The following is a 17,930-nucleotide window of genomic DNA, read 5'->3' as shown; positions in this document are numbered from 1 at the left end:
TCATAGCCGCCGTTGAAGTTCCATTTGAAATAACGGTAGTTGAGATTGAGCGAGCTGTTGTAGTTCTCATGCGTACCCAGGTTGACAGTAGCGGATCCGTTAAAGCCCGGTTTCTGGTTCTTTTTCAGCACCAGGTTGATCACGCCGGAAGTGCCTTCGGGGTCGTACTTGGAAGAGGGATTGGTGATCAGCTCCACACTTTCGATCATGCTGGCCGGTATCTGGTCGAGGCTGAGGTTGGCGAGAGCCGTGCGTTTGCCATCTACCAGAATGGTGACGTTGGTGCTGCCGCGCAGGCTCACATTTCCGTCTGTGTCCACTGTAACGGAGGGCACGCTTTTCATTGCGTCAGCCACACTGCCGCCTTGCGCCGTGATGTTCTGCTCCAGGTTCACCACCTTCTTGTCCAGCTCATACTCCATCATGGGGCGCTCTGTCACCACCTGCACCTCCCGAAGCTGCGTCGAACCGCCTTTCACAGGTATAGTGCCCAGCTTCACGACCGGGTCAGCAGCTGTGACCGAAATATTGGGTATAAACTTACTGGGGTAGCCCACAGACGAAATACGGAGTATAAACCGGCCCTGCGGCACACGGTCCAGGTCAAACTTGCCTTCAATGTCAGAAGTTGCCCCCGTCACAAGGCTGGAGTCGCGGGCTGTGAGCAGCACGACATTCGCAAAGCCCAGAGGCGCCTTGGTTCCTTCGTCCTGCACCGTGCCGGAGATTCTGCCCTGGGTTGTGGAATTGCCCTGCGGCTGTTCCTGGGCCAGAACGGAAGTGAAAGAAAATACTAACAGAATTAACAGGAGCGGTAAAGTAATGATCTTCATAATGCTTAATACGGATAATTGAACGAGGCGCTAAGGTCGTCTCAGGGTGGAGGAGACAACGGACGGGAGCGGAAAAGGACATGACCGGGGTTCGTCGCTCTACATCTCAGATCTAGAACGGCTCGCCCCGGTTCAACTATTAGCCATCGTTATGACAGTTCCCGAAGGCAAAGGTTTAATCGGAAAGGGAATATTTTTATAAAAGGAACATTGAAATTTTCCTTTCGTGTATAAGCTGCTGTTACTGTGTGATCTTGCTCAGAAAATCCCATACCACCACACCGGTCGCTACCGATATGTTGAGCGAATGTTTGGTGCCGAACTGTGGTATCTCGAGTACGAAATCAGAGTGGTTGATGACTTCCTGCTCCACTCCGAACACCTCATTGCCGAGCACCAGGGCATAGGGCTGCTCCGGTTGCGGCCTGAACTCGTTGAGCTTGACACTGTTCTCGGCCTGCTCCACCGAGCCGATCTGATACCCCTGCGCTTTGAGTTGCTTTACCAGTTCCAGTGTGTCGGACACATGTTCCCATTCTACCGATTCCGTAGCTCCCAGGGCTGTCTTTTCAATATCGCGGTGGGGCGGAGTGCCGGTGATACCGCAGAGGTATACCTTCTTCACCATAAAGGCGTCGGCCGTGCGGAAAACAGAGCCCACATTATTCAGGCTCCGCACATTGTCGAGCACCAAGACTAACGGTATTTTTTTCTTATTTTTGAATTCTTCAACCGAGTCGCGGTTGAGGTCGTCCATGGAAAGTTTACGCATATTTTAGGGACACAGAGTATTTAGGGACACAGGAAGTAAGACACAAGACACAGGATTACTCAGTTGTGTAGAACAAGCCTTGTAGCAAAGTACAAAGGTCCGGCAGATAAGGCAGAAATCAAACTGAAGATAGGGTGTAGATTGTTGTAGGGTAGAAGTAGTGAGTACTGAAGAGGTTTATGTGTGATACCGGGTCCAACTACCCCTGTCCCTCTTTGTCTAAGAAGAGGAGCCTGATATTACTGCTTTCAAGGTATAAGTCCTGTAGCAGCAGGTATAGCGGGCAGGTAGAGCAAGACTAACTTACCACCTCCGCTACGCAGGTATAGCTTGAGCCAGGTGCACTTTGTGGCGCTCCACTGTTCGAGCGTTCAGCGAGTTTGGAGTGTCTTGATTCTTTTGCTTACTTTTCTCATCAAGGAGAAAAGTGAGGCCCCGCCGGCCAGGCGAAGCGATGCAACAACGCCAGGTTGAAGTCTGATGAAGCAGTGGCTAAAAACAAGGTATGGCAGCATTGGCAGTTTGAGCCCTGCGGCCTCAGTGGAGTCGGAGACTCCACATTATCAACAGTCACGGGACTGAGTCCCGCGCCAGAAATAAAAGATTAACCGGGAAATCAAGCCCAGCAGAAATATACAGGTATGAAAGGAGAAGACAAAGGCACCGTAACCCCGCTGATGAAACAATACAACGCCATCAAGGCGAAGCATCCGGGGGCGCTGCTGCTGTTCAGGGTGGGGGACTTTTATGAGACCTTTGGCGAAGATGCCGTCAAGGCCAGCAAGATTCTGGATATCGTGCTGACCAAGCGTGGCGCCGGTTCAAGCTCCGAGACGGCACTGGCCGGTTTTCCGCATCATTCCCTCGATACCTATCTCCCGAAACTGGTACGGGCCGGTGAGCGCGTAGCCATCTGTGACCAGCTCGAAGACCCTAAATCCGTGAAAGGCATTGTGAAGCGGGGCGTGACCGAGCTGGTAACACCCGGCGTGTCCTTCAACGACCAGGTATTGGAGCGACGTAGCAACAACTACCTGGCTGCCGTGCATTTCGGCAAAACGGAGGCGGGCGTTTCCTTCCTGGATATCTCGACCGGCGAATTCATCACCGCGCAGGGCGACAAGAACTACATCGGCAAGCTGCTGCAAAGCTTGGCGCCGGCGGAGGTGCTCTTCTGCAAGCGCGAAAAAGAAACGTTCATCAGCAACTACGGGCCCGACTTCCGCTACTATGCGCTGGAGGAATGGGTGTTCAGCTACGACTTCGCTTACGAATCGCTGACGCGGCATTTTAATACGACCTCCCTGAAAGGCTATGGGATTGAAGGTATGCGCGAAGGTATAACCGCGGCCGGTACCATCCTGCATTACCTGTCCGAGACGCACCACCACGAAATCAGCCACATCGCCACCATCTCCCGCCTGGAAGAGGACAAGTACGTGTGGCTCGACCGTTTCACAGTGCGTAACCTGGAGCTGATATACCCGCAAAACCAGGACGGGGTGCCGCTCATTCAGATTCTCGACCAGACCACTACACCGATGGGAGCACGTCTGCTCAAAAAATGGGTAGTGCTGCCCCTGAAGGATGTGGTGCAGATCAGGCACCGCCTCGATACGGTGGAGGCACTGACCAATCACACCGAACTGCTGGACGAGCTTTACCTGCACCTGAAGCAGATAAACGACCTGGAACGCCTGATCTCGAAGGTGGCGGTGCGCCGCGTGAACCCGCGGGAGCTGGTGCAGCTGGCCAAGGCGCTGGATGCGATTCAGCCTATCAAAAAGCTGCTGGCTGCCAGTGCTATACCTGCTTTAGTCAAACTGGCCGACCAGCTGGCGCCCTGCGATGGCCTTCGTGAAGAGATCAAGAACATCCTGAAGCCCGACGCGCCGATGCTCACCAACCAGGGCAACATGATAAATGAAGGCGTGAACGAGGAACTGGACGAGCTCCGCAGGATTGCCTTCTCGGGCAAGGACTATCTGGCGCAGCTGCAACAGCGCGAAGTGAAGAACACCGGCATCAGCTCCCTAAAAATCGCCTATAACAAGGTGTTTGGCTACTACCTGGAGGTGACGCACGCGCACAAAGACAAGGTGCCCGCTACCTGGATACGGAAGCAGACGCTGGTCAACGCCGAGCGCTACATTACCGAGGAGTTGAAGACTTATGAGGAGAAAATCCTGAATGCGGAGGACCGCATCTATGCCATCGAATTCGGCCTGTTCAACGAGCTGGTGCTGCAGGCCATGGACTACGTGGGGCAGGTGCAGCAGAACGCCAAGGTCATCGCCGTGATTGACTGCCTGAGCTCCTTTGCAGGTATAGCCCTGGCCGGCAACTACGTGAAGCCCGAGGTAAGCGACAGTCATGTGCTCGACATCCGCAAGGGCCGCCACCCGGTGATTGAGAAGCAACTGCCACTGGGGGAGGCCTATGTACCGAACGACATTTTCCTGGACAACGAAGAACAGCAGGTCATCATCATTACAGGTCCCAACATGGCCGGTAAAAGTGCGCTGCTGCGCCAGACGGCCCTGATCGTGCTCATGGCGCAAATCGGCTGTTTTGTGCCGGCTGAGGCCGCAAACATTGGCGTCATCGACAAGATATTTACCCGTGTAGGCGCATCGGATAACCTCTCCAAGGGCGAGTCTACCTTTATGGTGGAGATGATCGAGACTGCCAGCATCCTCAATAACCTCTCGGACCGCAGCCTGGTGCTGATGGACGAGATCGGCCGCGGCACGAGCACCTACGACGGTATTTCGATTGCCTGGGCCATTGTGGAGCACCTGCACAACCACCCGAAGTTCCGGGCAAAGACCCTTTTTGCAACCCACTACCACGAGCTGAACCAGCTGGCCGAAGACTTTACCCGCGTGAAAAACTTCAATGTGTCGGTGAAGGAGACGGGCGGTAAGATTCTGTTCATGCGCAAACTCGTAGAAGGAGGCAGCGAGCATAGCTTCGGTATACATGTGGCCCAGATGGCAGGTATGCCCAACAGTGTGGTACTGCGTGCCGATGAGATCATGCACCATCTTGAAAAAGAGAAAGTGTCGGAACAGGCGCCGAAGCAGCGGATGAAGACGGCCCCTAAAAATAACTTCCAGCTCAGCATGTTTGAGCTGCAGGACCCGCAACTGCAGCGGGTAAAGGAGTTGATGGAGCAGCTCGATATCAACACCATTACGCCGGTAGAGGCACTTTTGAAGCTGAATGAGCTTAAATTGCTGCTAAAGGACAGGGGTGAAATGGTGCGTTAACAGCGGTTATACCTTGTTTTGGATGAAATTTGTGAAAATTTCTGCCTGAGAATCAGCACGAAGAGAAAAAGTAGTAGAAAAATTTAGCCCGGACTATTGACAAGTAGATTTTTGTCCATATCTTTGTATCACTAAATCGCTAAGGCGCTTAGTAAAGGACTAAAAGCGGGAGTAGCTCAGTTGGTAGAGCGCGACCTTGCCAAGGTCGAGGTCGCGAGTTCGAACCTCGTCTCCCGCTCAAAAAGAAAACAAAGACGTTGTGTTTAACAACGTCTTTGTTTTTTAAAGTCACCCCTCCGGAAAACGCTCCGGACGGAAGCCGGGATGGTGGAACTGGTAGACACGCAAGACTTAAAATCTTGTGAGCGCAAGCTCGTGCGGGTTCGATTCCCGCTCCTGGTACTAAAATAAAAGCCTCTTATACTTCAAAAGTATAAGAGGCTTTTTTGTTTCCAGGCCTTTCCTGTGCTTGTCAGCTTCTCTTGTAACATGCGGCATTACCTTGTAAACTAACCCGCTGCTAACAATTAATTATCCCTGAATAGTAACATATTTATATATATTAGGTATACACATCTATTTTACATCCAATGGTTAAAATTTTGCACTATCAGCAGTGCCGATTCTAAACCTCATTCATAATGCCTGCCCTTAATTACTACGTTTACTATGAGGATAAAAGAACTTGATGCGTTACGCGGCCTGGCTGCTTTTGCTGTTTTTCTCTTTCATTTCCAGCTATTTGATTACGGCTACCTGGGCGTTCATTTGTTTTTTATCATTTCCGGATTCGTAATTTTCCTTACCGCTAAAAGTGTTAAAAAACCATCCGACTTTGTTATTGCCCGCTTTTCGCGATTATACCCGACTTACTGGGTGTGCCTGTTCCTTACGTTTGCCGTGTTATACATGAGCAGGGGTGATGTTACACTCACCCAGCTGCTCTTTAACCTGACTATGTTTCAGGCTTTTCTGGGTGCAGAGAACGTGGATGGGGCCTACTGGAGCTTAACAGAAGAACTGGTATTTTATGTGATCGTTTTTGCGGCCTTACTGCTAGGAATGATCAACAGAGTTAAGGTATGGATGGGGGCTATGCTAGCACTGGCTATAGGCGGCTTATTTCTGAATCCCGAGCTGGGAGGAATGCAGAAAAATATACAATCGGTGGTAAAGTACTTTAACCTGTTTGCGGCCGGCATTATTTTCTACCAGATTTACCTGGACCAGAAAGTGAAGCCAACCCATGCTGCCGGGCTCATACTTTGCCTAGGTATAGCCTTACTGTACGGTTACGGCAGTTACTTGCCATACTTTAACCATAATATAGAAATTGTGGTTATCTGCAGCTTCTTTGGGCTCTTTACCCTGCTGGTTTTGGGCAGGCTGGCTTTTCTGCAAAAGTATAAATGGATGCTGTTTATGGGCGAAATATCGTACCCGTTCTATTTGCTGCACCAGGAAATCGGGCTGACGTTCCGTCGGCTTTTCGCTACAGAAAACATCGTGGTCCATGTAGCGTTGGTAGCTGTGATCTTTGTCGGTATCACGCTGCTGGCAACCTTTGTTAACCACCACATAGAGCACAACACCTCCAGGATAGTAAAGAAAAAGCTACAGGCCTGGTATAACGGCAAAACGTACGCGCCTGCAAAAGCAGTTGCTGCAGCGGTGGTAGAGGCTGAACCCATTGTGGTCGATGGACTTTCTGTGCTACAGGCTGAAAAAGCGTCTGCCCCTTAAGGCAATGCTATCCTGCCAGATTATAGGTTTTTATTTCTGTTTCCCGCTTTTCCCTTAAGCAGGCTGATGTTATCACTTTAATTTAAAAAATAATATTTGTAATGTCAGCTGATACTAGCAATTGAATTATTATTTAGTTTTCTCAAAATATTCACCTTCCAACCTTAATTTTTATGAGAAAACGATTACTTCTTTCCTTGCTAGGGCTAAGTTGTCTTTACCAGGCTAACGCTCAGGAAGCAGCTATACCTAAAAGTGAGCCACCAACTCAAGAAAACACAACATCCTACAAGCCTGTAAGGTTGTTACTGGGAGGTGCATTTGAGTTTGGTGGTGACGAGGTGGCCAAAGTGATTTTTACAAATGGTGATGACCAATCAGTCAAAGCAGGACAGGGTGTTTCAGTTGCAGTAGGTGCTGAATTCCAAATCCCGAAAGTAGAACAGCTGCTGTTGCGTGCCACTGTTGGTTATAAGTACGTTACTACTCAGGCTGATAACGCCCACATCAGGCTAACCCGTGTCCCTCTTCACTTTACAGCGAACTGGATGGCCTCAGACAAGTTCAGGCTGGGAGCCGGTATTGTAACCCACCGAGGCATCAGGTTTAATTCTGATGGTGTAGGGGAGAACCTTAAGCTTAATGCTGCCACCGGGCCTGTTTTTGAAGTAGCTTATAGTGTGGTTGGCCTGTCTTATACTGCCATGAAGTATCAGGACGAAGCGGGTGGTACATACTCAGCCAATGCAATTGGCATAACTATCAGCGGTGTTCTGCCGCGACGTAAATAAGAAGAAATCCCCGCCCCTGATTCCAGAAACAAAAAAGCCCTTGCAACATAAGTTGCAAGGGCTTTTTTGTTTATACAATTTTGTGATTCGGTTTTAAAGTCTGCTTTCTTTAGCTAAACCTGCGTAAGAACACCTGAAATTCTTCTTAGGAGAGAATCAGTTATAGTATATTTCACCCAAATACCGAGTTACGACCTACATGGCTGCAATTGAAACCAGTGACTTCTTTAAAAAGGAAAGAAAAGCCTCCGAGATCAAGTCAGAGATACTGGGCCCCTGTTTTGAAGTCTGGTGCGGTATAGTTTTGTCCGGTCAGCAGGCGCAGGTTGTAAACCCGGTCCTCTACCTCGATCTGCAGGCAGGGCAGGGGTATGCGGAAGATGGGGCTCCTGCTATACCTGTTAAAGTTTTACAAAGCCTGTATAAAACCACGGGTTCGCGCTTTGACCTGAATAAATCTGTTAAAACCTTTTTCAGTGATGCAGACAAGTCGGTGGCAACACAACTGGAAGCGCAAATCGGCAACCTGCCCTTTCACCGTGAATTGATACATAAGCCCGTCATCTTGCAGGAGGAGGCGGACGCTGAACTTTTAAAGCAGCTACTGGAAGAAGGTCACCCTGCATTCACGTTTCTGGATCCGTTTGAGAGTAGCTTCTCGCAGGAAATGCTGCTTCAATTCCTCAAACAACCGGGTTCCGATTTCCTTCAATTGTTTCAACCGGATAGCATGCGGGCTGCATTAAAAAACAAAGCAATTGACAGCCTGATGCAGGAAATATTCGGAGATCGCCTGGACCGGATCAAGGAGTTCAACAAAGGCACGCGGGATGGAGAGAAACGGGAAGCATTCTTATCAGAGAGTTTTGAAGGGATTTTCCGGGACAAAGGCTACTATACGTTTACATTCAGAATAAATTTTCCGGATAAGAAGCAGACCAGTCACTACCTGCTGTTTGCGTCCAGATCAGACCTGGCCTATACCCGCGTAAAAGAGTTGATGTTGAAGTATAGCGACTATCAGGAGGATGGCGTGCCGTTGTTTGGGGCTAATCTGAAGCAGCAGCAGATGGCCTTATTTCACGAGCATTATGCCTACTCGATTGAAAGTTTAGCCAAAGACCTTTCACAAAAAGCCGCTCTATACAACAATGTAGCTTTGCAGCGGATTTATGAAAAGCATAACCTGGGTACCCAATTCAGCCTTGAAAACTACAAAGTAGCTTATGAAAAGCTGATGAAGTCGGGGAAAGTGCGTTTCTATAATCCGAAGACAGGGCAATCTGTTAGCAAGCTGACCTATACCTCCCTGATCCGATACAAGTGATTGGTGACTAGAACCTTATGCCTTAAAATCCATCTCAGCTCTAGCGCACCAGCTCCCGGTTCCGGTTGGCGTCGATCGCCAGCAGGATGAAGAGAAGAACCGTAAACGACCACAGCGAAGAACCGCCGTAGCTGAAGAAAGGCAGCGGTATACCGACCACCGGTGCCAGACCGATCGTCATACCCACGTTGATGACGAAGTGGAAGAAGATAATGGACACCACACAGTAGCCGTAGGTGCGGCCAAAAACAGACTTCTGCCGCTCGGCAATGTAGACGATGCGCAGCATCAGCAGCAGAAACAGGGCAATCAGGATGGTGCTGCCGATCCAGCCGTGTTCTTCCCCGATCGTGCAGAAGATAAAGTCCGTGCTTTGTTCGGGCACGAAGTCAAATTTGGTCTGCGTTCCCTCCAGGAAACCTTTGCCCCACAGGCCACCGGAGCCGATCGCGATCTTGGATTGGGTTACGTTCCAGCCGTAGCCCAGCGGATCTGCTTCCGGGTTGATGAGGGCCTTGATGCGGTTCTGCTGGTGCGGCTGCAGGATGTCGTTCACAAAGTAATCCACACTGAAGACCATTCCGATAATCAGCACAAAGAGCGCGATCATGGTCTTGAAGCGGCGCATCAGGCGGTAGTCCAGGAACATGGCCAAGCCCATCAGGGCGGCTATACCTATGAGTAGGTATAGCTTGGGTACCAGCAGCGTGAGGATGAAAATAGCGGCTGCCGAGCCGCCAACGATGAGGATAAGGGGCGACATCCCTTCCCGGAAGAAAGCCAGTATAAAGGCACCAAATACGAGGGCCGAACCGGTTTCATTCTGAAAAATGATGATCACGGCAGGCAAAAACGTGATGGCTGCCAGTACCATCTGGTCTTTCATGTTTTGCTGGCGCAGGCTCACCTGACTCAGAAATTTTGAGATAGCCAGCGCCGTGGCAAACTTGGCCAGCTCCGCCGGCTGCAGGCGCGCGCCTCCTCCTAATTCGAGCCAGGATCTGGAACCCGCTATCGGATTGGCCACCGCCAGTGTAAAGAGCAGCAGCAGGATGATAGCGCCGTAAATGGGGTAGGCCAGGTGTTCGTATACCTTGTAATCGACCACCAGCAGCACAATCATCAGAATCACGCTGGTACCAATCCAAAGGAGTTGCTTTCCGGAGTTGATCTCAAAACTGAAGATGTTCACTACGTTGTCCGGGCTGTACACCACGGCGTAGATGTTCATCCAGCCCAGGCACACCAGCACGAAGTAGATGAGCACCGTGACCCAGTCCAGGTTGCCCAGCACACTGTGCGAGGTGCGCCGGCTGCTGGGTTGCACGATCTTTCCTCCAAGTACTCTCTGCTGCACTGCCATACCCTACTTCGATTTAATGTTCAAATACTCCCGGCTCAGCACCCACTTCTCCTGCTGCTTGATGGTCACAGTGTCGGTGAGGTACTTCTCGATCATGAGGCCTGCGATCGGGGCGGCAGACTGGCCTCCCCACTTGCCGTGCTCTACATACACGGCTATCGCGATTTTGGGGTCATCTTTGGGTGCGAAGGCCACGAACACGGCGTGGTCAGGCCCCTGTGGGTTCTGAGCCGTTCCCGTTTTTCCGCAAACCACGATGCCTGATTTCTCCAGGTTGGCCTTGCGTCCTGTACCGGCGCGCACCACATCCGCCATGCCGTCTATAATCGGCTGATAATGTTGTGGTTTCACGGAGGTATAGTGGCGCTCCTGGTTCTCCTTCAGCGGCTTGCCGCTCTCACCAATGGAGCGGATGATGTGCGGGGTCACGTAATAGCCTTTGTTGGCAATGGTCGCCATAAAGTTGGCCATCTGCAGGGGCGTTACCCCCAACTCGCCCTGCCCGATGCTGAGCGAGTAGATGGTGGAGTATTTCCAGCGGTTCTTGCCGTACACGCGGTCATACAGGTCCGTAGATGCGACCACGCCTTTTTTCTCGCCGGGTATGTCTATACCTAGTTTCTTGCCAAAGCCGAATGTCAGTACCTGCTCCCGCCAGTCCCTTAAACCGATAGAGGTATCGGTGAAGGTGTTCTTGGACTTACCCTGGTTGATGAGTGCCCGGTACGCCAGGAAAAACCACGGATTACAGGAGTGCTGCACCGCACCGTGCAGGTCGAGCGGAGAAGGATGGGGGTGGCAGTTCACGAGTGCCTTGTTACAGGCAAACCGGGTGTCCGGCGTGATAACGCCTTCCTCCAAAGCGATCAGGGCCTGTGTTAGCTTAAAGATAGAACCCGGTGGGTTCTGGTCGGCCATGATCGGGCGGTTGAACATGGTCTTGTTCGAGTCCTGGAGCAGGGCCATGTAGTTTTTGCCATAATCCTTGCCGGTAAACAGGTTCGGGTCATAAAAGGGCGCCGAAATATAGGCCAGTATCTCTCCTGTAGCGGGCTCAATGGCCACAACACTGCCTTTGGCGCCATTCATGAGAAGCTCACCATATTCCTGCAGCTCCAGGTCAATCGTACTGACCAGGTTCTGACCCGCCACGGACAAGGTGTCGTAGGCGCCGTCTTTGAAGGAGCCTTTGTCTATACCCCGCACATTCACCATCTTATACTTTACCCCGCGCTTGCCCATGAGGTACTTCTCATACTCCATCTCGATGCCGGCTTTGCCGATGTAGTCGCCGGGGCGGTATCCGTGGTAGGCAGAGTCTTCCAGCTGCTTGGGGCTGATCTCAGCAATATAGCCGAGCGCGTGGCCCAGGCTTTTGTGCGGATAGCCCCGGGCAGTACGGGCATTGATGTAGAAACCCGGGAAATCGATGAGGTTGTCCTGTATTTCGGCAAAGTCCTGCGTGCTCAGCATCTGAAAGAAGATGGACGGCTTTACCCAGGAGTAGGCACGGGCTTTTTTGAAGCGTTCCCGGGCATCTTCCAACGGAATGCCCAGCATGTTGGCCAGTTGCAAGGTATCCGTGTTTTTGGCCTCTTTGGGCACGATCATCAGGTCGTACACGGGCGTATTCTGCACCAGCAGGCTGCCGTCCCTATCGTAGATCAAACCCCGGAAAGGGTACTGGATAACGGTTTTGATAGCATTCGTCTCGGCAGCCTGCTTGTAGCTGCTGTCGACCACCTGGATGTAGAACAGGCGGAGGGCGTAGACCACTCCGACCACCAGGAAGATGGCTTGTATGACGTATTTTCTATTTTCGAGGTAATTCATCTATTCGCTCTCTTAATGGAGAAGAACAGTAACTGCAGGATGACCATGACCACCCCTGTAAAAAGCACGCTCAGCAGTATTTTGGGTACGGCTGACCAAAGGCCCTCGAGGCTGAAGATCTCCAGCAAAAAAACAGCGGCATGATGCACCAGGATCAGTGTCAGGGCATAGGCCAGGAACCAGCGCCACCCCATTATGTGTATGTTAACCGAATCATTGGCATCGTAACCATCCCGGGGCGTAAGAAGGTTCAATATGAAAGGTCTTAAATAGGCCAGCAGCACGCTGGCGGCGGCATGTATACCCATCGTGTCGTAGAAGATATCCACGGCAAAGCCTGCTACAAAACCCAGGAACAGCAGCAGCACCCGGTTCAGGTGGATGGGCAGAAACAGCAGAAAAGCGATGTAGATAAAACAAAAACCGGTACTGAACAGCACCAAGCTATCCATCAGCAGTATCTGCAGTGCCACAAACAGTACGAACTGTATGAAATGTCCTAAGCCGAATCTGCTATTCATGGGGCTGTATACCTGCTTCTAGTTGTAAAGAATCCTGCTCTGGCCGCATTGGGTTTTCAACCACATAGACATAAGAGAGCTGTGAAAAATCAACGGACAGCTTCACCCGGATCGTATAAAAGCTCCTGTCTGCCTCCTTCTCCACCTGGCTGATTGTGCCAACCATAATGCCTTCCGGGAAAACAGCATTGTACCCGCTGGTAACAACGGTATCGCCTTTTGCAGGCTTGACATGCAGCGGGATATAGTCCAGCAACGCCGTGCGGTAATCGCCTCCCGTCCATTTGATCGTGCCGAAGGTATTGTCTTTCTTGATCTTGGCAGAAATGAGCATTTGCGAGTGCAGCAGCGAGGTGACCGTGGAATAATGCCTGGATACGGTTTTGACGCGGCCTACCGTTCCATCGGTCGAGAGGACGCCCATACCGGGTTTTACACCGTCCTGACTGCCCGCGGCCAGCGTCAGGTAGTTGTTGGTGCGGCGTATGGAGTTGTTGATCACCCGGCCCGCATGCAGGATAAAAGGATAAGACCTGGCAGAATCAGTGGCGACATAATACGTCGTGTCGAGCTGCCGGGTGCTGTCGGCCTGAGCCGCCAAGGTATAGCGCATCAGTTCCTGGCGCAGGGCGGCATTCTCCTGCGCCAGCGTGTTGTTCACAGATGCCAGCCTGAAATAATCGGTTACGCCACTCTGAAACTCCAATACCCGCCCTACATAGGTGTTGGCCGAGTTGAACACGGCAGCTCCCTGATAGGTATTATAGCGCACGATCAGGAAGATACAGAGTGCCTCCAGCATCACAAATAGGAGGAACGCACGGAACCGGTAAATGAAAGCAAAAAGATTCCGCATTGAACTCTCTTATGTCAGCAGGACATTCTTAAAGGCTTCGAGATTTTTAATGGCAGCTCCTGTACCACGCACAACAGCTCTGAGCGGATCTTCGGCAATGTGTATCGGAAGCTTTGTTTTGGCAGCCAGGCGTTTGTCAAATCCTCGGAGCAGGGCACCACCGCCTGTCAGGTGTATCCCGTTGTCGTAGATGTCGGCAGAGAGTTCCGGCGGAGCGATCTCCAGCGCCTTCAGTACCGCTTCTTCGATCTTGGAAACAGACTTGTCCAGGGCAATGGCAATTTCCTGGTAGGTCACCTTGATCACCTTCGGAATACCGGTCATCAGGTCACGGCCGCGGATCTCGTAGTCGGCAGGCGGGTTCTCCAGCTCCGTCAGGGCAGAGCCTACTTCAATTTTAATTTTCTCAGCCGAGCGCTCCCCAATCAGCAGGTTGTGCTGGCGGCGCATGTAGTCCAGGATATCTTTGGTGAATACGTCCCCCGCGATGCGGATAGACTGGTCGCATACGATACCGGAAAGGGCCACTACAGCAATCTCGGTAGTACCACCCCCGATGTCCACGATCATAGAACCGATCGGCTGCTCCACGTCTATACCTATACCTATGGCAGCCGCCATAGGCTCCTGGATCATCCATACCTCTTTGGCGCCGGCGTGTTGGGCCGAGTCACGTACGGCACGTTTTTCCACTTCCGTAATGCCCGAAGGAATACAGATCACCATGCGGTGCGAAGGCTGGAACAAACGGCGGCCCGTGTCGATCATCTTGATCATACCCCGGATCATTTCCTCGGCAGCATGGAAGTCGGCGATCACACCGTCTTTCAGCGGACGGATGGTCTTGATGTTCTCATGGGTTTTCTCGTGCATCTGCATGGCATTGCGGCCAATGGCAAGTACCCGGCCTGTGGTGCGGTCCACTGCGATGATAGACGGCTCATCCACCACGATTTTGTCGTTGTGGATGATGAGGGTGTTGGCGGTACCCAAGTCAATAGCTATATCGCTGGTAAGAAAGTTAAATAGTCCCATTCTTATTTTATAAAGGCGTGCGGCTGCCCTGTTATATTTTTAATATACAATATTTCTAATCAGAAACGTGCGGCAAAATTAGTGATTTTCAGCGGAATTAATAATGCTGCGAAATAAGTGACAGAATTTTTCCTGGATTGAAGAGCCAATTTACATACAATTTTCGCCTGTTGCTCCTCATAACGCTTTTATATTGCACAAATTGGCGTCACCTTTCCAAATGATACTTTCTGCAGAATTTCCGGAGGATGAGAAAATAAGCAGCTTGCCTCCTTTAATCCATAAAAAAACCTCACCGGATCGGGTGAGGTTTTTGGTTAAGGAACGTATCGGTTAGTGCTTGAAGTGACGCACGCCCGTCATCACCATGGCCATGTTGTGAGCGTCACAATAGGCAATGGAGTCCTGATCTTTGATAGAACCGCCGGGCTGGACCACCGCTTTGATGCCGGCCTGATCCGCGATTTCAACGCAATCCGGGAAAGGGAAGAAGGCGTCGGAAGCCATCACGGTATGGCTGATGTCGAAGCCAAAGCTTTTGGCTTTTTCGATGGCCTGGCGCAGGGCATCCACGCGGGAGGTCTGGCCTACGCCGCTGGAGATCATCATCTTGTCGGTAGCCAGTATGATGGTGTTGGACTTGGTGTGCTTGCAAACTTTAGCTGCAAATACCAGTGCTTTTTTCTCTTCAGCCGAAGGTTCACGCTTGGTAGCCGTGGTAAAGTCAGCTTCCGTTTCGGTTTGGAGGTCTTTGTCCTGCTCGATCACGCCGTTAAGCAGCGTCTTGAATTGCTTTTTAGACAGCTCCACCGGCTTTTGCTTCAGCAGGATGCGGTTCTTCTTGGAGCGCAGCAGTTCGAGCGCGTCCGCCTCGAATGCAGGCGCGATCAGTACTTCAAAGAAAAGCTTGTTGAGCTCTTCGGCAGCACCCAGGTCGATGGCTCTGTTGGCGATAATCACACCACCAAAAGCTGATACCGGATCCGAAGAAAGGGCGGCCAGGTAAGCTTCTTTGATGGTGTTGCCGGTAGCGCAGCCGCAGGCGTTCGTGTGCTTGAGGATGGCGACGGCCGGTTCCTCGAACTCAGCACCCAAAGCCACGGCCGCGTCCACGTCCACGAGGTTGTTGTAAGAAAGCTGCTTGCCGTTGAGCTGCTCAAACAGGTCTTCGAGCTTGCCGTAGAAGGTGCCCTGCTGATGCGGGTTCTCGCCGTAGCGCAGCGGCGTTGCTTCGCGCAGGCTCTGCTTGAAGGCAGGTATAGCCTGACCCTGGTTGAGGTAGTTGAAGATGTGCGTGTCGTAGTGCGAAGACACATCAAATGCTTTGGCAGCGAAACGCTTGCGGTCTTCCAGCTCAGTGGCGCCACCTTTGGCCTGCAGCAGCTCCACTACCTCGTCGTACTGCTCGCGCGAAGACACGATCAGTACATCCTGGAAGTTCTTGGCCGCCGCCCGGATCAGGGAAATGCCGCCGATGTCAATCTTTTCAATCACATCCGCCTCTGAAGCGCCGGATGCTACGGTTTCCTCAAACGGGTATAGATCCACTACCACCAGGTCAATCGGCGGAATCTCGTACTGCTCGCGCTCGGCCAGGTCGCTCTGGTTGGCGCGGCGGTGCAGGATGCCACCGAAAACTTTCGGGTGCAAAGTCTTCACGCGGCCTCCGAAGATAGACGGGTAAGCCGTCAGATCTTCCACAGCTACTACGTCAGCGCCCTGCTCTTCCAGGAAAGCCTGCGTACCACCCGTGGAGTAAATAGTAACGTTATGCTGCTTAAGAAGCTCTACCAGTGGCTCCAGACGGTCTTTGTAGTAAACCGAGATAAGTGCGGATTTGATTTTGACAGATTGCATAGATGCGGAAACAGTTATGATGGATTGTTGTATGTATCTTTTACGGCTAACAGCTGTTCAACGACCTCCGGCAGGTACTTGTGCTCCAGTTGCAGCACACGGGCCGCCAGCTGCTCAGGCGTGTCGCCGGGCAACACAGGGCAGCGCTCCTGCAGGATGAATTCGCCTTTGTCATATTCCTCGTTCACCCGGTGGATGGTGATGCCGGACTCCTGATCACCGGCCGCCACAATGGCCGTGTGCACGTTCATGCCGTGCATGCCTTTGCCGCCATACTGGGGCAGCAGGGCCGGGTGTATGTTGATGATGCGGTTGGGGAAAGCCTGCAGGAAGTTCTGGGGCACCAGCCACAGGAAACCGGCCAGTACGATGAGGTCGGGCCGGAAGGACTGTACCTGCTCCAGTACCTTTTCGGAGGTATAGAACTCGTCGCGGGAAAACAAAAAAGCCGGGACGTGGAAGGTCTCGGCTCGTTTAAGGGCATGCGCTTTCGGGTTGTTGGCAAACAGAGCGGCCACACGGATGTCGGGATGGTGCTCGAAGTACTCCATCAGGCGCTGTGCGTTGCTGCCCGAGCCCGAAGCAAAAATGACTATATTCTTTTTATCTGCTTGTGCCAAAGGTATAGGTATGTATTGCAGCCGCAAATATAACTGATATTTTCTGGGAAGGATAAGAAGAAAATAATTTGGAAGTGTTTCTGCAGGAAGAAATCTTCAAAATAGCTCCTGACAAGTCCGGTTTTAATACGTGGGCTTGAACTCTGTGAAGCCCTTGGGTTTGAGCACGAATCGCAGGATAAAATGTGAAACAAGCACGCTGAGTACAACGGCTAAGTATTCGTTAAACAGGTTTTCGGAAAGACTTCCGATTGTCTGGAAGTAAACTTTGCTTGTTACGACTACAATCAAGAGGATAGAAATAAGCAGAAAGGGCAGGCATTTGAGGATTTCACCAGGCGTGGCCCTGGCTATCTTCATCCGGAGAAAGCGGTACTCATTGAGCATGAATTTCCCCAGAAACGGAAATAAGAAAACAAGTGGTAGCGCAAACAGTCTCGTTTCTCTGGCTTGGGTTGTTAAGACGACAACCAATGTGTTGATCACCAGCACCAGGATAAATGCTACTACAAAACGTTTTTCTTTTCCCGAAAGCAGGTTCCTGCTGGTATAGCAGTATAGGATATAGGTATGGAAGCCAATGGCCAAGATAAAGGACACTACCGACTCAATAGTGAATTTTATATTTCGGAAGTTCCCTTCGAAGTGCGTAAGGCGTTCTGAAAAATCCTGTTTTGACGCCGTTGTAATATCATTTGCTGAAATGAAGTAATACAGATAAGATATATAGATAAAGATAGGAAGTAATAACAGCAAAAGTTTCTTCGATAAGACTGTGGATCGGTTTAAAGGGGCCAGAGCCAGGATCGCGATGCCAGGTAAAAGTATTACACTGCTTTCTCTGGTAATCAGGCTCAGGCTAAAAAAGACTACATAGAAAGCCCAGTTACTGTGGAGGGCAGCTACAATGCTCAGGAAAACAAAAAGGTATTGCAAGGGCTCATCATAGCTGTAGATAGGAGGGAAGAAGGCAAATAGTATACTGAAACTTAAAAAGAATAGAATCACGCTTAGCGAAGCCTGCGTGGAATTGTTCCCTAAGGAAACAGAGAAGTAGTAGAGCATCATTCCGCAAAGAAAAAGCAGGGAAAAGTTTAATAGCGTGAA

14 protein-coding genes and 2 tRNA genes are annotated in these 17,930 nt (G+C 51.2%); 6 read left to right on the top strand and 10 right to left on the bottom strand.

Annotated features, from left to right (window positions below; all coding sequences use genetic code 11):
- Window positions 1–833 (bottom strand): carboxypeptidase regulatory-like domain-containing protein (locus tag OB13_RS12255; protein WP_461490456.1); only part of this gene is annotated, 833 nt, incomplete at its 3' end.
- Window positions 834–1,074: 241 nt separating this feature from the next.
- Window positions 1,075–1,605 carry an RNA methyltransferase gene (locus tag OB13_RS12250; protein WP_461490455.1) on the bottom strand — a complete coding sequence of 177 codons (531 nt, stop codon included), beginning with the start codon at window positions 1,603–1,605 and terminating at the stop codon, window positions 1,075–1,077.
- A 641-nt stretch (window positions 1,606–2,246) separates the two neighbouring features.
- Between OB13_RS12250 and mutS the strand changes: the two genes are divergently transcribed.
- From mutS to tcmP, 6 genes are all read left to right on the top strand, one after another.
- Entirely contained in the window at window positions 2,247–4,877 is a 2,631-nt protein-coding gene (mutS, locus tag OB13_RS12245) for a DNA mismatch repair protein MutS (protein WP_461490454.1), read from the top strand.
- 165 nt (window positions 4,878–5,042) lie between these two features.
- Window positions 5,043–5,115, top strand: a tRNA-Gly gene (locus OB13_RS12240).
- 80 nt (window positions 5,116–5,195) lie between these two features.
- Window positions 5,196–5,279: transfer RNA gene (locus tag OB13_RS12235), tRNA-Leu, on the top strand.
- A gap of 267 nt (window positions 5,280–5,546) precedes the next feature.
- Window positions 5,547–6,620 (top strand): acyltransferase family protein, encoded by a 1,074-nt coding sequence (locus OB13_RS12230; RefSeq protein ID WP_461490453.1) that lies wholly within the window; start codon window positions 5,547–5,549, stop codon window positions 6,618–6,620.
- A 173-nt stretch (window positions 6,621–6,793) separates the two neighbouring features.
- Complete coding sequence (locus OB13_RS12225) at window positions 6,794–7,411, top strand: hypothetical protein (RefSeq protein WP_461490452.1); 618 nt, start codon at window positions 6,794–6,796, stop codon at window positions 7,409–7,411.
- Window positions 7,412–7,610: 199 nt separating this feature from the next.
- A complete protein-coding gene (gene tcmP / locus OB13_RS12220; RefSeq protein ID WP_461490451.1) occupies window positions 7,611–8,738 on the top strand; it encodes a three-Cys-motif partner protein TcmP in 1,128 nt (375 codons plus the stop codon).
- A 40-nt stretch (window positions 8,739–8,778) separates the two neighbouring features.
- On the opposite strand, the gene rodA is transcribed toward tcmP, so the two are convergent.
- The 8 genes from rodA to OB13_RS12180 form a co-directional block, all read right to left on the bottom strand.
- A complete protein-coding gene (gene rodA / locus OB13_RS12215; RefSeq protein ID WP_461490450.1) occupies window positions 8,779–10,101 on the bottom strand; it encodes a rod shape-determining protein RodA in 1,323 nt (440 codons plus the stop codon).
- Between the two features lie 3 nt (window positions 10,102–10,104).
- A complete protein-coding gene (gene mrdA, locus OB13_RS12210; protein ID WP_461490449.1) occupies window positions 10,105–11,934 on the bottom strand; it encodes a penicillin-binding protein 2 in 1,830 nt (609 codons plus the stop codon).
- A complete protein-coding gene (locus OB13_RS12205; protein WP_461490448.1) occupies window positions 11,931–12,455 on the bottom strand; it encodes a hypothetical protein in 525 nt (174 codons plus the stop codon). Before OB13_RS12205 ends, mrdA begins: the two co-directional genes overlap by 4 nt.
- On the bottom strand, window positions 12,448–13,311 hold the full coding sequence (mreC, locus tag OB13_RS12200) for a rod shape-determining protein MreC (protein WP_461490447.1): 864 nt from the start codon (window positions 13,309–13,311) through the stop codon (window positions 12,448–12,450). The genes OB13_RS12205 and mreC overlap by 8 nt, the downstream gene beginning before the upstream one ends.
- A 9-nt stretch (window positions 13,312–13,320) precedes the next feature.
- Window positions 13,321–14,346, bottom strand: a complete 1,026-nt coding sequence (locus OB13_RS12195) for a rod shape-determining protein (protein WP_461490446.1) — start codon at window positions 14,344–14,346, stop codon at window positions 13,321–13,323.
- 333 nt (window positions 14,347–14,679) lie between these two features.
- A complete protein-coding gene (purH, locus tag OB13_RS12190) occupies window positions 14,680–16,203 on the bottom strand; it encodes a bifunctional phosphoribosylaminoimidazolecarboxamide formyltransferase/IMP cyclohydrolase (RefSeq protein ID WP_461490445.1) in 1,524 nt (507 codons plus the stop codon).
- A gap of 14 nt (window positions 16,204–16,217) precedes the next feature.
- Complete coding sequence (gene purN, locus OB13_RS12185) at window positions 16,218–16,823, bottom strand: phosphoribosylglycinamide formyltransferase (RefSeq protein WP_461490444.1); 606 nt, start codon at window positions 16,821–16,823, stop codon at window positions 16,218–16,220.
- 123 nt (window positions 16,824–16,946) lie between these two features.
- On the bottom strand, window positions 16,947–17,423 hold the full coding sequence (locus tag OB13_RS12180; RefSeq protein WP_461490443.1) for a hypothetical protein: 477 nt from the start codon (window positions 17,421–17,423) through the stop codon (window positions 16,947–16,949).
- Window positions 17,424–17,930: the final 507 nt, after the last annotated feature.

The sequence above is a fragment of the Pontibacter sp. HJ8 genome (genome assembly GCF_054824225.1).
The sequence above is the reverse complement of the archived record's forward strand: the minus strand, read 5'-3'. Positions and strand labels throughout refer to the sequence as shown.

Bases quoted from the DNA above. Each gene is read 5' to 3' on its own strand.
- OB13_RS12250 (WP_461490455.1), bottom strand. From the start codon at position 1,605: ATGCGTAAACTTTCCATGGACGACCTCAACCGCGACTCGGTTGAAGAA.
- OB13_RS12225 (WP_461490452.1), top strand. From the start codon at position 6,794: ATGAGAAAACGATTACTTCTTTCCTTGCTAGGGCTAAGTTGTCTTTAC.
- mrdA (WP_461490449.1), bottom strand. From the start codon at position 11,934: ATGAATTACCTCGAAAATAGAAAATACGTCATACAAGCCATCTTCCTG.
- purH (WP_461490445.1), bottom strand. From the start codon at position 16,203: ATGCAATCTGTCAAAATCAAATCCGCACTTATCTCGGTTTACTACAAA.
- tcmP (WP_461490451.1), top strand. From the start codon at position 7,611: ATGGCTGCAATTGAAACCAGTGACTTCTTTAAAAAGGAAAGAAAAGCC.
- mreC (WP_461490447.1), bottom strand. From the start codon at position 13,311: ATGCGGAATCTTTTTGCTTTCATTTACCGGTTCCGTGCGTTCCTCCTA.
- OB13_RS12205 (WP_461490448.1), bottom strand. From the start codon at position 12,455: ATGAATAGCAGATTCGGCTTAGGACATTTCATACAGTTCGTACTGTTT.
- OB13_RS12195 (WP_461490446.1), bottom strand. From the start codon at position 14,346: ATGGGACTATTTAACTTTCTTACCAGCGATATAGCTATTGACTTGGGT.
- OB13_RS12230 (WP_461490453.1), top strand. From the start codon at position 5,547: ATGAGGATAAAAGAACTTGATGCGTTACGCGGCCTGGCTGCTTTTGCT.
- mutS (WP_461490454.1), top strand. From the start codon at position 2,247: ATGAAAGGAGAAGACAAAGGCACCGTAACCCCGCTGATGAAACAATAC.
- rodA (WP_461490450.1), bottom strand. From the start codon at position 10,101: ATGGCAGTGCAGCAGAGAGTACTTGGAGGAAAGATCGTGCAACCCAGC.